Annotated in this window: 14 protein-coding genes; 11 read left to right on the top strand and 3 right to left on the bottom strand. The window is 54.2% G+C overall.

The annotated features are described in order from the left end of the window. Positions 1-50: 50 nt before the first annotated feature. The 3 genes from EYC87_RS09315 to slmA all read left to right on the top strand — a co-directional run bounded on the left by EYC87_RS09315 (position 51) and on the right by slmA (position 4,327). Positions 51-2,633 carry a phosphomannomutase/phosphoglucomutase gene (locus EYC87_RS09315; RefSeq protein WP_279252629.1) on the top strand — a complete coding sequence of 861 codons (2,583 nt, stop codon included), beginning with the start codon at positions 51-53 and terminating at the stop codon, positions 2,631-2,633. 26 nt (positions 2,634-2,659) lie between these two features. Continuing rightward, a complete protein-coding gene (gene argB / locus EYC87_RS09310) occupies positions 2,660-3,562 on the top strand; it encodes an acetylglutamate kinase (RefSeq protein WP_007229987.1) in 903 nt (300 codons plus the stop codon). 117 nt (positions 3,563-3,679) lie between these two features. Next, the gene (gene slmA / locus EYC87_RS09305) at positions 3,680-4,327 is read left to right on the top strand and encodes a nucleoid occlusion factor SlmA (protein WP_279252628.1); all 648 of its coding nucleotides are present in this window, start codon (positions 3,680-3,682) and stop codon (positions 4,325-4,327) included. Here slmA and EYC87_RS09300 read toward each other — a convergent pair. Continuing rightward, a complete protein-coding gene (locus tag EYC87_RS09300) occupies positions 4,324-4,983 on the bottom strand; it encodes a hypothetical protein (RefSeq protein ID WP_279252627.1) in 660 nt (219 codons plus the stop codon). The two genes, slmA and EYC87_RS09300, sit on opposite strands and share 4 nt — an antisense overlap. 76 nt (positions 4,984-5,059) lie before the next feature. Beyond that, on the bottom strand, positions 5,060-5,701 hold the full coding sequence (pyrE, locus tag EYC87_RS09295; RefSeq protein WP_279252985.1) for an orotate phosphoribosyltransferase: 642 nt from the start codon (positions 5,699-5,701) through the stop codon (positions 5,060-5,062). A gap of 278 nt (positions 5,702-5,979) precedes the next feature. Here pyrE and EYC87_RS09290 point away from each other — a divergent pair, with 278 nt between their 5' ends. Beyond that, positions 5,980-6,744 carry an exodeoxyribonuclease III gene (locus tag EYC87_RS09290; RefSeq protein WP_007230003.1) on the top strand — a complete coding sequence of 255 codons (765 nt, stop codon included), beginning with the start codon at positions 5,980-5,982 and terminating at the stop codon, positions 6,742-6,744. A gap of 92 nt (positions 6,745-6,836) precedes the next feature. Here EYC87_RS09290 and rph read toward each other — a convergent pair whose 3' ends face one another. Further along, positions 6,837-7,559, bottom strand: coding sequence for a ribonuclease PH (rph, locus tag EYC87_RS09285; RefSeq protein ID WP_279252626.1), 723 nt, complete (start codon positions 7,557-7,559; stop codon positions 6,837-6,839). 111 nt (positions 7,560-7,670) lie between these two features. On the opposite strand from rph, the gene EYC87_RS09280 reads away from it, so the two are divergent. The 7 genes from EYC87_RS09280 (at position 7,671) to recG (ending at position 15,048) form a co-directional block, all read left to right on the top strand. Further along, the gene (locus EYC87_RS09280) at positions 7,671-8,540 is read left to right on the top strand and encodes a YicC/YloC family endoribonuclease (protein ID WP_279252625.1); all 870 of its coding nucleotides are present in this window, start codon (positions 7,671-7,673) and stop codon (positions 8,538-8,540) included. Positions 8,541-8,552: 12 nt separating this feature from the next. Further along, complete coding sequence (gene gmk / locus EYC87_RS09275; RefSeq protein ID WP_279252624.1) at positions 8,553-9,170, top strand: guanylate kinase; 618 nt, start codon at positions 8,553-8,555, stop codon at positions 9,168-9,170. A 93-nt stretch (positions 9,171-9,263) separates the two neighbouring features. Next, positions 9,264-9,530 carry a DNA-directed RNA polymerase subunit omega gene (gene rpoZ / locus EYC87_RS09270; protein WP_007229930.1) on the top strand — a complete coding sequence of 89 codons (267 nt, stop codon included), beginning with the start codon at positions 9,264-9,266 and terminating at the stop codon, positions 9,528-9,530. A 30-nt stretch (positions 9,531-9,560) separates the two neighbouring features. Next, positions 9,561-11,681: a bifunctional GTP diphosphokinase/guanosine-3',5'-bis pyrophosphate 3'-pyrophosphohydrolase gene (gene spoT, locus EYC87_RS09265; RefSeq protein WP_279252623.1), complete on the top strand. Its 2,121-nt coding sequence runs from the start codon at positions 9,561-9,563 to the stop codon at positions 11,679-11,681. 18 nt (positions 11,682-11,699) lie between these two features. Beyond that, positions 11,700-12,083 carry a RidA family protein gene (locus EYC87_RS09260; RefSeq protein WP_007230000.1) on the top strand — a complete coding sequence of 128 codons (384 nt, stop codon included), beginning with the start codon at positions 11,700-11,702 and terminating at the stop codon, positions 12,081-12,083. Further along, positions 12,083-12,982, top strand: a complete 900-nt coding sequence (locus EYC87_RS09255; protein ID WP_279252622.1) for a hydrogen peroxide-inducible genes activator — start codon at positions 12,083-12,085, stop codon at positions 12,980-12,982. The genes EYC87_RS09260 and EYC87_RS09255 overlap by 1 nt, the downstream gene beginning before the upstream one ends. Continuing rightward, entirely contained in the window at positions 12,982-15,048 is a 2,067-nt protein-coding gene (gene recG, locus EYC87_RS09250) for an ATP-dependent DNA helicase RecG (protein WP_279252621.1), read from the top strand. The genes EYC87_RS09255 and recG overlap by 1 nt, the downstream gene beginning before the upstream one ends. Positions 15,049-15,059: the final 11 nt, after the last annotated feature.

Raw genomic sequence — 15,059 nt, 5'->3', positions numbered from 1 at the left:
TGAGGCGTGAGCGTAATATCATCCCGTTCAAGGACACGCTGGCAGGGAACATGCTGAATAAACTTAAAAAAAATAAAGGTGACGCAGCGAAAGAGCCCAAACGCCGGGCTGCAAGTAATCCCCAGGGCATCTCGGCTTCCGGCAATGCGACCTACAAAATAGCCGGCACCGGACTAGCGATTACTCTTTTGGTTATTTTGGTGAGCTTCGCCTATCTACTTTTGGTTCGCGAACCTGGCGTAAGGACTCAGCAGGCAGATCGGGTTGCCGGTGCTTATGCCACTCAGCAAGCCACCAACATTAGCGCCCGAATCAGCCTTGTGCGCGAGCGACTGCGAAGTACCGCACAATCTCCACTGGCCTTGTCGGCAATTGCCAGCAGCGCCCGGGAAGACATAGAACTGGTAGAGCAAGCAGTGCTGGACTACTTCCCAGATTTGCTGACCCTCAAGATCGTACCGGTGGGTGACATGGGCACCGCACAGTTTGAGGGCGGCGACCAGGAGCTGCGTAATCATATTGAAGTAGACCTGGTGCGCCGCACGGCAAATGGCGAACAAACCCTGCCCGAGGCGTTTCAATTTGAAAAGCGCTGGCTGACCACGATTGCCGAATTGGTCAAGCACCCGCGGGAAAAAAATCGCAGAGCAGTGCTAGTCGCAACAGTCGATAACCAGGCATTTACCCGGGAGCTTCAGGCCCTGAACTCCGGCACCGGAAAATATGCCCTGGAACAGATGTATACGTCCAGAGATGGCAAAACCAGCACTAACATCATCGCCCAGGCAGGTAGCGGCGACGCGGCGAACTATGAGCGATTCGCCACCATACCCGACACCAATTGGCGAGTCGCTTTCACCCCCTCCAGGGAGTTGATCAGCCTTTTGGGCTCGTCCAGCCGACCCCTTCAGATTGTGCTCATATTGTGCATTGTGGCTACTCTTGGAGGTTTTGCCATTGTCGCTATCCGGATGCCCAATATCATCAAGGACGACGTCAATCGAATGATATCTGCCTCGGACCGCAGGTCTGAATTAAGCCTAGCCATCCCGGAACTAGTCACTGTTGCAAGACAGCTGCGCAGGGCCACGCTGCGCGCTCTTCGCCAGATAGACGGTGGTCATAGTGCTCCAATGCCCAGCATGGAAGTAGAGACGCTAGAATCGGTGGAAAGCGCGCCCTCTGCTGCTGACCTGGATGATGTGTTGGAGCTGGACTTGGTCATGGAGGAAGATCCGGAACAAATTTCCGCCCTTCCCTCTGATTTTCCGGCCCATATATTCAGAGCCTATGATATTCGTGGAGACGCAAGCCGCGAGCTTACCCAAGAATTGATGGCAAACATTGGTCTTGCTCTGGGCACTATCGCTGGCGAAATGGGAGAACAGTCGTTACTGGTAGGCTGCGACGGGCGCAACTCGAGCCCCGTACTTAAGTCCGCGCTGGTACGCTCGCTCATGGAATCTGGTCGCGATGTTATCGACATTGGCCTGGTACCCACACCTGTTCTCTACTTCGCTACCCGCCACTTGAACTGCCGCTCGGGCCTGATGGTGACGGGTAGCCACAACCCCAAGAACGACAATGGCCTCAAAATCGTTCTCAACCAACACACGATACATGCCGGTGGTATTGAGGATGTTCGAGACAAGGTGATCGAGGGTAAATTCAGCAAGGGCAGCGGCAGGATGATCAAAGAAGATGTCATTCCCGCCTACATCGATGCGGTCACCGAAGACATTGCTATCGCGGTGCCCCTCAAAATTGTGGTGGACGCGGGTAATGGCGCGACCAGCGATGTTGCACCCCAATTGTTCGAAGAATTGGGCTGCGAAGTCATTCCAATGTATTGCAGCGTAGACGGCAACTTCCCCAACCATTCTCCAGACACTTCAAACGAGGATAATTTGCGCGCCCTGTGCGATGCAGTCCAACGGGAGGAAGCAGACTTCGGCGTTGCATTCGACGGCGATGGCGACAGATTGGCGGTGGTCACAGGCAGTGGCCGCATTGTCCGCTCAGACACCTTGCTGATGATATTTGCCCAGGATGTGGTGTCACGCAACCCCGGTGCTGATGTCGTGTTTGACGTGAAGTGCAGTCGCAACCTTACCCAGCTGATTACCAGTAATGGCGGCCGCCCTGTGCTCTGGAAAACTGGCCATGCCTTTATGAAGGAAAAAATGGCGGAAACCGGTGCCCTCCTGGGCGGCGAATTTTCCGGCCACATGTTCTTCGGCGAACGCTGGTTCGGTTTCGATGATGGCATGTATGCGGCGGGAAGACTGGCTGAAATTATGAGCACTCAGGGTGACAGCCTGGACGACATCATCGATACCTTCCCGGTCACAGTAAATACGCCGGAGATTCTGATACCTGTCTCAGAGCAGAGCAAGCAACCGCTGATAGATAGAATCATCCGTAATACTGATTTCTCCTCAGGCAAGGTCAACACTATGGATGGGATTCGGGTAGACTTCTCAGAAGGCTGGGGTCTGGTTCGAGCATCCAACACCAGCCCGGCACTGACTGCCCGATTTGAAGCCACCAGTGCAGATGCACTGGAGATGATCATGAACGAATTCCGTGAGCAGATCGCACTGGTAGACTCCACACTTGAACTGAACTTCTGAGCTCAATAGGCTCCCACAGGTAATTCATGTCACTCGATCGCAATGCTGCCCTTAATATCGCCAAGGTACTGACCGAGGCCTTACCTTACATCCAGCGTTTTACCGGCAAGACCATCGTGGTCAAGTTTGGTGGCAATGCCATGGTCGACCCGGAGCTCCACGAGAGCTTTGCCAGGGATGTCGTGCTCATGAAATTGGTAGGCATGAACCCTGTTGTAGTCCACGGGGGCGGCCCCCAGATCGGCTCCCTGCTGGAGAAACTCAACATCCAAACTGAGTTCGTGGATGGCATGCGGGTGACCGACGAAGAAACCATGGACGTGGTGGAAATGGTACTGGGAGGTAGCGTCAATAAGGAGATCGTATCTTCTATTAACCGCAACGGCGGCAAGGCTATAGGCGTTACCGGGAAGGATGGCCAACTCATCAGAGCGCGGAAGCTCAAGGTTACCCGCTATAGCCCGGAACTTGACGCCTCAGAAATCATCGATATTGGCCACGTTGGCGAAGTAGAACATATCGACACAGAGGTCCTTAAAGTCATTCTTGAAAGTAATTTTATACCGGTGATAGCACCCATCGGAGTAGACAATGAGGGCAGCAGCTACAACATCAACGCCGATCTGGTAGCAGGTAAACTGTCCGAAGTTTTACAAGCAGAGAAGCTGATGCTGTTGACCAATGTCTCTGGCCTGCTAAACAAGAGTGGGGAGATTCTCACCGGACTCAGTACCGAAGAAGTAGACAGCCTTATTGAAGACGGCACAATTTATGGAGGTATGCTGCCAAAAATTGCCTGCGCACTGGACGCGGTCAAGTCGGGAGTCGCCAGTTCACATATTATCGATGGGCGAGTGCCCCATGCTGTGTTACTGGAAATATTCACTGATGTAGGTATCGGTACGCTAATCAGCAACCAGAGGGACTGAACAGGGCAAAAAAATACGGCCCGGGACTATAATTTCAGGCATTTTCGCTCGCTGCTTATTGCAGGGTCACCGGCTAATCGCTAGCATGGAGCATCACCTGAATAGTGTGTAATTTTCATGCCCCCCAGAAAATCCCAACGGCGTCAACAGATCCTGGAAGCACTGGCTCAAATGCTGGAGGCCAACCCCGGTAACAGGATTACCACGGCGGGACTGGCGAAGCAGGTGGGTGTCTCAGAGGCGGCGCTCTATCGTCACTTCCCCAGTAAGTCAAAAATGTTCGAGGGCCTTATCGAGTTCATCGAGGAAACCCTGTTCAGCCGCATCAAGCTTATTCTTAACGAAGAGCCTAGCGCCACCGGCCGCTGTGAAAAAATGTTGACGTTGTTACTAGCCTTTGCCGAGCGCAATCCCGGCATAACTCGCATTCTTACCGGTGATGCTCTGGCGGGCGAGACCGAGCGCTTGCACGTGCGTGTAGCACAGTTGTTTGACAGGTTTGAAACTCAACTGAAACAGGTTATCCGCGAGGCGGAGATGCGCGAGGGACTGCGCCCGGCTATTCCACTGCCTGCCGCAGCCAACCTGTTAATGGCCACTGCAGAAGGACGCATCTCACAGTACGTTCGCTCTGGATTTAAAAGGTCACCCACAGAAGACTGGAAGCAGCAGTGGGAGCTGCTAATGACGGGGTTTTTCAACGAAGCTGCCAGTCAGCCGGTTCCCGGACAAGGTGGATTTTCCCAGCCCTTAAACCAGGGCTAACGTCGCGGGTCGTGCGTGGTTTTTTGCTGTTCGGCCCGTTGTTGGGCCATCATGTTGCGCCGGAACTCCACCATATCCAACAAAATCTCAAAGCGCTCAATATCCTCCTGGTAGGCGGCTTCTACCGCTTCGATTTCGACCTGCCGATCGGCAATTGCACGATCAGAAATAGCGATTTCTGACTGCAGGTCCTCAATGGCCTGTAACCGCCCAATATCGACCTCACGGCCCAACCGCTCCATTTCAGCGGCTTGTGCTTGATAGTTTTCGACCTGCTGCTTCAAAGATCGTTTATTGGACTTGATAATACTGACTCGTATTCGTAAATCGCCCAGGCCGCGCTCTGCTGCAGCTTCGATATCCTCTATAGAGCTATAACGCAGCAGTAGTGCCTCGTCCCACTCTTTTAATCGCACCTGTTCTGCTGCCGCTTCTTCTTCCAGGCGCTTTTGCGCGTCTGCATGCTTCTGTTCTTCTGCGGAAAGCTCCCTGGGCACCACCCGGATAACAACTCCTTTGTCATTGACCACTTCGTAGCCTTTCTTGACATGTTCCGGAGGCACCTGAAAACCGACAACCGTCACCTCTTCGTCGTTAACATAACGATATAGATCGGTGGCCTGGGCGACTGTGCCCAGCACCAGTAAGAGGACCATGGCTAACAAGTTCGAGGATTTGAGGCAATTAACTTTCATGCCGCCCAATATAGGCGTTGGGTGAATAAGGAACAAGTCAGAGCCCGTAGCGAATGCGGTATTCTTTCATTTTTTCCAAAGCTTCTGCAGAACCACCGGTTTGCTCCAGAAAGGTAATGATGTGCCCCATATCAATAATGCTAAGCACCGGAATGGAATATAATTTTTCGAGCTCCTGAATCGCCGACAGTTCACCCGCTCCTCGCTCTTGCCGGTTGAGTCCAATGGCGACACCAGCCAGCTCTGCACCGGCAGACTCTATCATTGCTATAACCTCCCGCACTGCGGTACCAGCCGTAATCACGTCATCGATTATCAGAACACGGCCTATGAGAGGGGCACCCACAAGCGTACCTCCCTCGCCATGGGTCTTTGCCTCTTTTCTATTGTAAGCAAAGGGCAAGTCCATACCGTGATCATTGGCCAATGCCACCGCAGTCGCCGCCGCCAGGGGAATACCCTTGTAGGCAGGGCCCAGCAGCACATCAAATTCAATACCTGACTCGACGATACGATTAGCATAGCAGCGGCCCAGGGCCGCCAGTGCACGACCACTGTCAAATGCACCTGCGTTAAAGAAGTAGGGGCTGACTCGACCCGACTTAAGGGTGAATTCACCAAACTTAAGCACTTCGTATTCCCTGGCCAGTTCTATGAATTCTTTCTGATATGCCTGCATACCTGCGCTTCTCTCGTCAATATGATCTGTAATCACCAATGTTTGTCGCTTCCGGACTTTGTTATCAAGGCATTCCCAGCTAGAATGCACTGCTGCGCGGTCTTTGTGGCTTACCCGAGCGTTTTCGTATCTGCACGGGCAAAACAAATAATCAGCAGAGACGGGACCGCTAGTCAGTAGCAATCGGAATACAAGTTTCGGATAGTCCTTTTGGAAGTCATAACAGGCCGCCCGATTGGGCTGCATATAATACACGCTCTAATATCAAGGGGCTACGAATGCGGGTCATCAGTTTCAGCGCAGACGGCATCAAGAACGCCGCTGAAAAAGGGTTTTACGACTGGTTAAAAGAGCAGGATGCTGACTTCGTTTGTATTCAGGACCTACGGTGCTCGGAGTATGACCTTCAGGACAACCTTTTCTTTCCCGAGGAGTACAACCCCTACTTCTTTGACGATATAGACGGCAAGGCCAACGGCGTTGCGATTTACTGCCGCCAGCTACCCAAGGCAATCATGACTGGCCTTGGATTCGCTGATTTTGATATGGAAGGGCGCTACATTCAGGCGGACTACGAAAATATCAGCATCGGCTGCCTGCTGGCTCCCAGTGCTGAGCCGGGAAATGCCGAGCAGCAATCGCGCAAGAATGACTTTTATGAGCTCCTGGGTAATCACCTACAAAAGGTGCGTAACAAGCGCCGTGAGTTCGTCATCTGTGGCAACTGGAATGTCGCCCACACACCTGCCGACGTTCAGGACACCGAGCGCAACAGCACGATTTCCGGCTTCCTCGCCGAAGAGCGCCAGTGGATGAACGAGCTGTTTACCGAGGGATATATAGACCCCTTCCGCGAGATCAATTCAGACCAGGATGAATTCACCTGGTGGCCTGAGGGAGATCGTGCAACAAATGGCTGGCGTTCAGATTTCCAGGTGATATCCAAAGACCTGCAATACGCCGTAGACTACGGCGCAATCTACAAAAGTCGCGAGTTTTCCACGCACGCGCCGGTCATCATGGATTACGACATCGAGCTGTAAGCACTATGGCAAGCACTGACAAGAGCTCCACAATCTAACCAATTCTGAAACCTGGACTCTGGCCCAGGCACCGTGGACTAATGCCTGGGCGATCAGCCCTCCGCCAATGCCGCTTTCTGCTTTTCAATCAGCTCCAAAATCCCTGCGCTGGCTAAATCCAACATAGCATCGAGCTCATCGCGGGCAAAAGTAGCCCCTTCAGCTGTGCCCTGCACCTCGATAAAACCGCCGGACTCCCCCATGATCACATTCATGTCGGTGTCAGCGGCCGAGTCTTCGGGGTAGTCCAGGTCCAGCACTGGCACTCCCTGGTATATACCCACAGACACAGATGCCATCATCTCCAGCAGAGGATCGGTGTTGATAATTTTCTTGCGTTGCAGATAGTTAATTGCATCAACCAGGGCGACCAAGGCACCTGTAATGGACGCCGTCCGGGTACCGCCATCTGCCTGAATGACATCACAATCAATATTGATAGTATTTTCGCCTAATTTTTTGAGATCTACCGCGGCCCGCAGGGAGCGTCCAATCAATCGCTGAATCTCTACCGTGCGGCCCCCTTGCTTACCCCGACTGGCCTCGCGCCCCATTCGGCTGCCGGTGGAGCGAGGCAGCATTCCGTACTCTGCAGTAACCCATCCGCTACCCTTGCCCCGCAGGAAACGGGGCACTCCCTCCTCTACGGAGGCGGTGCATATCACCTTGGTTTTTCCGAAACTAACCAGCACTGAGCCTTCCGCGTGGCAGGTGAAATTACGAGTGATAGAAATGTCCCGGAGTTGTTCCGGGGTGCGACCACTGGGGCGTTGCATAAAGCTCTCCGCTAAACAAAAGCGCCAGTATACGCTGCGTGGCGCACTGTGAGCAGTCCCGGCAAACTGCTACACTCTAATTCCGTCCTATTTCAACGAGGAATCGCAGCATTGGCCAAGATACACAGCATGACAGCCTTCGCCAGGGAGAGCGCTAATACCGAACAAGGGATGCTGACCATTGAACTGCGAACCGTGAACCACCGCTACCTGGATAGCAGCTTCAAACTACCTGATAGCCTGCGCGCGCTGGAGCCAAAGTTGCGTGAAATGATTGCAAAAAATCTGGCCCGAGGGAAGGTTGATTGCATGATGCGACTGCAGGCGAACTCGCAGCGCAGCGCCTCTCTTGTGATCAATAGGGAAATGCTCGAGGATCTGGCTAAAGCGTCCAGTGAGATTGAGACGGTCATGAAAACAGCCCAGCCCACCGCTTTGCAGGTACTGCAATTCCCGGGCATTTGCAGCGCACCTGAGGATTCCGAGGAAGAGCTCCACAAGGCCTCACTCGTGTTAGCCAAACAAGCGCTGAGTTCGCTCGCAGACAATCGCGCTCGCGAAGGGGCCAAGCTTGCCAAGATGATCAACGAACGAATACACCTGGTCGAAGCTGAGGTCGCAGTGACCAAAGCGCGAGTGCCCGAATTACTCCAGCAACAGCGTGACAAGGTGATCGCTCGCATACAGGAACTGGAAGTCGACGTAGATCAGGGGCGGCTTGAACAAGAACTTGTGCACCTTTCACATAAAGCCGATGTCGATGAGGAACTGGACCGCCTCGACGCTCATGTCAGCGAAGTACGTCGCACCCTGGACAAGGGCGGACCCTGTGGCCGGCGTCTGGACTTCCTGATGCAGGAACTCAACCGGGAGGCCAATACTTTGTCCTCCAAATCCACCTCCAGCGGCACCACCCAAAACGCAGTAGAGCTGAAAGTGCTGATCGAGCAAATGCGCGAGCAGATCCAGAATATTGAGTAAGGGCCACAGCAGATGAGCCGTACCGGAACGTTATACACCGTATCAGCGCCTTCTGGCGCAGGGAAAACCAGCCTTGTTGCCGCGCTGATAGAGCGTACCGAGGCTCTGCGAGTCTCGGTGTCTCACACTACGCGGGAAAAGCGGCCTGGTGAAGAAAACGGGGTGAACTACCACTTTGTCGATGAAGGCTCTTTCCTGGCCATGCTGGAAAAAGCCGAGTTTCTGGAGCATGCCAAGGTATTTGGCAACCTCTATGGCACTTCCCAGCCCTGGGTTCAGGATCAGTTGACTCAGGGCACCGATGTCATCCTCGAAATTGATTGGCAAGGCGCTGCGCAGGTCAAGCATCTGCTACCGAATACAAAGGCGATCTTTATTCTTCCACCGTCGAGGTTGACCCTGCTGCAACGCCTGACAGCAAGAGGTCAGGACAACTCAAACACCATTGAGGGTCGAATGGCCGAGGCCGTGGAGGAAATGTCTCACTATATAGAAAGTGATTTCCTGGTGGTAAATGACGATTTTGATCAGGCGCTGGCCCAGTTACAGTCTATTATCGGCTGTCACAGACTGGCCACCGACCAACAGAGAGCGACGCTTGACGACCTCCTGACCACATTGTTCAGCTGACAGTAGGCGGGCATTATTCACGCTGGAGCAATGGGGCTTGGCGAGGTATAATTTCCGGTTCTATTTTTTTACTTATTATGGGAAGTTGTACTAATGGCACGAGTCACTGTTCAAGATTGCCTGGAAAACGTTGCTAACCGCTTTGAACTGGTCATGGTAGCCAGCAAGCGAGCTCGTCAAATAGCGACTGGCGGAAAGGATCCGCTGGTCGAAGAAGAATCTGATAAGCCCACTGTTATCGCCCTGCGTGAAATCGCAGAGGGTCTGGTTACAGCGGACATCCTGACCCGCGAAGACGAGCTGGAGGCCGAGGAAGAACTGGCTGAAGTGATGTCAGAGGCCACCAGCGAGGCTCTCTAAGCTCCGGGGGCATCGAAGAAAGGCAGACCTATGAACGCCATTCAATCTATCGATGCCCTCTCCAACACGCTCCACACCTACCTCACCTCAGAGCAAAGCAATCACGTAAGGCGCGCATACTACTTCGCCGAGCAGGCCCACCATGGTCAGCTTCGGCGCAGTGGTGAGCCTTATGTGACACATCCACTGGCGGTCGCCGGCATTCTTGCTGAAATGCACATGGACCACCAGAGCCTGATTGCCGCCATGCTCCATGACGTTATTGAAGACACTGGTATTCCCAAATCAGCGATTGGCGAACAGTTCGGCGCTCCCGTTGCCGAACTGGTAGATGGCGTCAGCAAATTGACCCAAATGGAGTTTGGATCGCTGGAAGAAAAGCAGGCGGAGAACTTCCAAAAGATGGCTTTGGCCATGGCGCGGGACATCCGCGTGATTCTGGTAAAGCTGGCTGACAGATTGCATAACATGCGCACGCTGGGTGTACTCCAAACCAGCAAGGCCCGGCGCATTTCCAGAGAGACGCTCGAAATCTACGCACCTATCGCGATGCGCCTGGGTATGAACAATATTCGCATGGAGTTCGAGGATCTGGGCTTTTCTGCCATGCATCCCATGCGGGCAAGGCGAATCGAAGCAGCGCTGCGCAACGCTCGTGGCCACCGCAAAGAACTGGTAGACAAGATTCGCCAGCAAATCGAGGCCACCCTCAATCAGGAAGGCCACTCCGCCGAAGTGATGGGGCGAGAAAAACACCTGTACAGCATTTATAAAAAGATGAAATCCAAGCGCAAGTCCTTTTCCGAGATCATGGACATCTACGCTTTTCGCATCATCGTTGATTCTGTTGACACCTGCTATAGAGTCCTGGGCTGCGTACACAGCCTTTACAAGCCAGTACCCGGCGAATTCAAAGACTACATAGCCATCCCCAAGGCTAACGGTTATCAATCACTGCACACCGTACTGATGGGTATGCATGGCGTCCCTATCGAAATCCAGATCCGCACCCGCGAAATGGAAGATATGGCAAACAATGGTATCGCCGCCCACTGGCTGTACAAAAGCGATGCACAATCAGCCAATGGCAGCCACGCCAGGGCCCGCGAGTGGGTGCAAGGCTTACTGGAGATGCAGCAGCGCGCCGGTAACTCCCTGGAGTTTATCGAAAGCGTTAAAATCGACCTGTTCCCGGATGAGATTTACGTGTTTAGCCCCAAAGGCAGGATCATGGAATTGCCCCGTGGGGCCACCGCCGTCGATTTTGCCTACGCCGTGCACACCGACGTGGGTAACAGCTGTGTTGCCTGCCGCATAAACCGCCGTCTGGCACCACTGTCTGAGCCACTGCAAAGTGGTCAGACGGTTGAAATTCTTACCGCCAAGGGCGCCAGTCCCAATCCGTCCTGGTTTAACTACGCAGTAACGGCTAAAGCGCGCACCAATATTCGCCATTTTCTCAAGAACCAGACGCGCGAAGACTCAGTTGCCCTTGGCCAACGTCTGCTGGATCGTGCCCTCGCAGGGTTGGACAGCAACCTGGAAACCATTCCCGAAGACGAGCTGCAGGAATACCTACAAGAGCACCAGTACGAGTCGCTAGAACAGTTGCTGGAAGATATTGCCAGGGGCAACCGACTCCCGGCTATCACTGCCCAGCAATTACTGGGCGAACCTGCAGAAGAGCAGCAGGAGCCGGATAACGCTCACCCTGTCGCTATTCGCGGCACAGAAGGCTTCATGCTCTCCTACGCCAAGTGCTGCCACCCCATCCCCGGGGATCCCATCGAGGGCTACCTCAGCTCGGAAAAAGGAGTGGTTGTGCATCGGGAGCGGTGCAACAATCTGGGCGATATGCGAGTGAATAGCGAACGCCTGGTCGCCCTGCGCTGGGATGATCAGGTTGAAGGTGAATACGCCGTGGAACTGCGTATTGAAGTCGAGAACCGCCGCGGTATGATCGCGGTTCTAGCCACCCGCATTAACGCCATGGGAGTCAATATTGAGAAAATATCGACCGAAGACAAAGATTACCAGTTCACCTTCGTAGACCTGGAAATGCTGGTTGAGAACCGGATACACCTGGCGCGCATCATGAAGCGCCTGCGCAGCACCACCTCTGTCCGCAAAGTAGTGCGCATCAAGAATTAGGCAACAAGGAGCAACAACGTGACTAACCGCGCAATTATTTCAACGCCTGATGCACCGGCCGCGATTGGGCCTTATTCCCAGGCAGTCAAGGTTGGCAATACGGTCTGGATTTCAGGACAAATTCCGCTTGTTCCTGACACCATGGAGCTGGTCACTGGCGATATTAGCGCTCAGGCAACTCAGGTTTTTAAAAACCTTGCCGCAATCGCCAATGCCGCTGGCGGCAGTCTCAATGACGCAGTGAAAATTAACATCTCCCTCACTGATCTTGGCAACTTCGCAGTGGTTAATGAGTTGATGGCCTCCTACTTTGAAGAGCCCTATCCAGCTCGCGCCTGCGTCCAGGTGGCGGCCCTGCCTAAAGCGGTCGACATCGAGGTTGAAGCCATACTCGCCTTATAATGACTCTCACTGAACTACGCTATCTGGTTGCATTGTCTGAAGCGGGACATTTCCGCAAGGCCGCCGATGCCTGCAATGTAAGCCAGCCGACTCTCAGCATCGCCATCAAAAAACTGGAGGACGAACTGGGCATTGCTCTCTTCGAGCGAGCACGACACAAGGTCAGCCCCACGCCCACGGGAGAACAAATCGTTGCCCAGGCCAGGACGGTGCTGCAAGAGGCCAGCAACCTGGTGAGCATGGCCGAGCAAGGCAAAGACCCGCTCGGCAGCGTGCTGTCAGTGGGGGCGATTTATACCGTTGGTCCTTACCTATTTCCTCGCCTGGTGCCCGGCATAAATCAACTGGCCCCGGAAATGCCCATGTATCTCGAGGAGAACTACACCGCCGACCTGCGAGTCAAACTGAGTAGCGGTGCCCTCGATGCTATTTTCGTGGCCCTCCCGTTCACTGAGCCAGAAATCGTTACCCGTTCACTATTTGATGAGCCGTTCGTTGTGATGATGCCGCGAGATCACTCTATGGCCAAACAGAGCACTATCGCTCCAACGGCACTGGCAGAACACAAAGTGCTGCTAATGGGTGAAGGTCATTGTTTCAGAGATCAGGTGCTGGAGGCCTGCCCCGGATTACAGGAGTCTATCGTGGCTCATAACGCCCGGGACCACACTGTCGTTGAAGGCAGTTCTCTGGACACTCTCAAGCACATGGTGGCCAGTGGCATGGGCATTACCGTACTGCCCGAATCTGCCGCTAATATCGCCCTTTACTCAGAACACGATTTAGTAGTGCGTCCATTTCAGGAGCCCAGCCCTTACCGCACAATAGCCCTGGCCTGGAGAGTGAGCTATCCCCGTCCCCAGGTGATTGATCTGCTTGCCGAGGCCCTGAAAGATTAGTGCCGGGAATAGCCGCTGATCCAGTAACGCAACTACGTGGTGTAGGCCCCAAGCTTGCTACCAAGCTTGCAGAAGTTGGCATTCACCGGGTTGAAGACCTGCTCTTCCACTTACCGCTACGCTACCAGGACCGCACTCGAGTTACCCCCATAGGCGCGACTCAAGACGGAGTTGATGTAGTCATAGAGGGTGAGGTCCGGGTGGCCGATATCGCTTTTGGTCGGCGCCGAAGTCTGGTTGTTCGCTTGCAGGATGGCACCGGCACCATCAGCTTGCGCTTCTTTCATTTTTCCGCCGCCCAAAAAAACAATCTCAAACCAGGCACACGCCTACGCTGTTTCGGCCAGGTCCGCCGCGGCGGCAGCGGGCTGGAAATGTACCATCCCGAATACCGACAGGTCATCGAGGGCGAAGTCGAGACAGAAGACGCCCTCACTCCAGTTTATCCTGCGCTTGGAGGGATAGGACAAAATCAGTGGCGCAAGCTTTGTGCACAAGCCGTCACGCGGTTAAAGCACAGCTCCCCGCAAGAGTTGCTGCCTACAGAGCACCCCCTGCCCTATGGCCTCGGAGAGGCGCTGGTGTTTCTGCACACACCACCGCCGGATGCGCCACAGGAATCCCTGCGCGAAGGCAACCACCCTGCTCAACTGCGCCTGGCAGTCGAAGAACTGGTCGCACATAACCTCACCTTGCAAGGCTTGCGGGCACAACAGCAAGCGGCAGGGTCTCCTCAGCTACATGGCAATGCACAACTACTGGAACAGTTTCTTGACTCTTTGCCTTTTTCACCGACCGCCGCCCAGCAGCGCGTTATGCAGGAGATCACCGAGGATATCGCCAAGCCTCATCCCATGCTGCGCCTGGTGCAGGGAGACGTCGGGTCAGGCAAAACCCTGGTGGCTGCGGCTGCGGCACTGCAAGCCATCGCCAGCGGCTATCAGGTTGCTATTATGGCGCCCACAGAAATTCTGGCGGAGCAGCATCGCCTGAATTTTATGAGCTGGTTTTCCCAGCTTGATATCAACATCGCATGGCTCAGCGGCCGCATAAAGGGCAAGAAGCGGGTCGAAGCCCTGGAAACTATTTCCTCCGGAAGCGCAGCTCTGGTCATAGGAACGCACGCCCTGTTTCAAGCCGATGTCATGTTCGAACGACTGGGCCTCGTTATCGTCGATGAACAACACCGGTTCGGAGTGCACCAGCGGCTATCGCTTACTGAAAAATCAGGACCTGATGTGGGACGCCCTCACCAGTTGGTAATGACGGCTACACCCATACCCCGCACCCTGTCTATGGTTGCTTATGCCGACCTCGATTGTTCCGTTATTGATGAGTTGCCGCCAGGTCGACAACCTGTAGAGACCGCGCTAATTGATAACAGCCGCCGAGAACAAATTGTGCAACGCGTGGCAAACGCCTGTGCCGGAGGTCGCCAAACTTATTGGGTCTGCACCCTGGTCGAGGAAAGCGACGTATTGCAGGCCCAGGCGGCAGAAGCTACCGCTGCCGAATTGGCTGAGGCGCTGCCTGAGCTTGCGGTTGGCCTGGTACACGGCCGCTTAAAGCCGACGGAAAAAGACTTGGTCATGGCGGCCTTCAAGGCAGGAAAAATTGACTTACTGGTGGCCACCACAGTGATCGAAGTGGGGGTAGATGTGCCCAATGCCAGCCTGATGATTATCGAAAACCCTGAGCGACTTGGCCTCGCCCAGCTTCATCAGTTGCGCGGTCGAGTAGGCCGTGGCACAGCCGCCAGTCACTGTGTACTGCTCTACCAGAGCCCACTTTCGTTGAATGGCAAGCAGCGCTTACAAGCAATGCGGGCAAGTACCGATGGCTTTTACATTGCCGAAAAAGACCTCGAGCTGCGAGGGCCCGGCGAAGTGCTAGGCACCCGCCAAACCGGCTTAATGGAATTCAGGATTGCACAATTGCCGACGCATAATCACCTGCTGGAAGAGGTGCAGGATATCGCTGCCAATATTCAAGCGAATCATCCCGACCTCGCAGAGCCGCTAATACACCGATGGACTGGGACCAGTCGGGAATTCGCCAAGGTCTAGGCGTTCTTTAT

It is taken from the genome of Candidatus Seongchinamella marina (assembly GCF_026262685.1).
Classification (GTDB): Bacteria; Pseudomonadota; Gammaproteobacteria; order Pseudomonadales; family Halieaceae; genus Halioglobus; species Halioglobus marinus.
The sequence above is the reverse complement of the archived record's forward strand: the minus strand, read 5'-3'. Positions and strand labels throughout refer to the sequence as shown.

Coding starts and splice junctions, on each gene's coding strand:
- EYC87_RS09315 (WP_279252629.1), top strand. CDS start 51: ATGCTGAATAAACTTAAAAAAAATAAAGGTGACGCAGCGAAAGAGCCC.
- argB (WP_007229987.1), top strand. CDS start 2,660: ATGTCACTCGATCGCAATGCTGCCCTTAATATCGCCAAGGTACTGACC.
- slmA (WP_279252628.1), top strand. CDS start 3,680: ATGCCCCCCAGAAAATCCCAACGGCGTCAACAGATCCTGGAAGCACTG.
- EYC87_RS09300 (WP_279252627.1), bottom strand. CDS start 4,983: ATGGTCCTCTTACTGGTGCTGGGCACAGTCGCCCAGGCCACCGATCTA.
- pyrE (WP_279252985.1), bottom strand. CDS start 5,701: ATGCAGGCATATCAGAAAGAATTCATAGAACTGGCCAGGGAATACGAA.
- EYC87_RS09290 (WP_007230003.1), top strand. CDS start 5,980: ATGCGGGTCATCAGTTTCAGCGCAGACGGCATCAAGAACGCCGCTGAA.
- rph (WP_279252626.1), bottom strand. CDS start 7,559: ATGCAACGCCCCAGTGGTCGCACCCCGGAACAACTCCGGGACATTTCT.
- gmk (WP_279252624.1), top strand. CDS start 8,553: ATGAGCCGTACCGGAACGTTATACACCGTATCAGCGCCTTCTGGCGCA.
- rpoZ (WP_007229930.1), top strand. CDS start 9,264: ATGGCACGAGTCACTGTTCAAGATTGCCTGGAAAACGTTGCTAACCGC.
- spoT (WP_279252623.1), top strand. CDS start 9,561: ATGAACGCCATTCAATCTATCGATGCCCTCTCCAACACGCTCCACACC.
- EYC87_RS09255 (WP_279252622.1), top strand. CDS start 12,083: ATGACTCTCACTGAACTACGCTATCTGGTTGCATTGTCTGAAGCGGGA.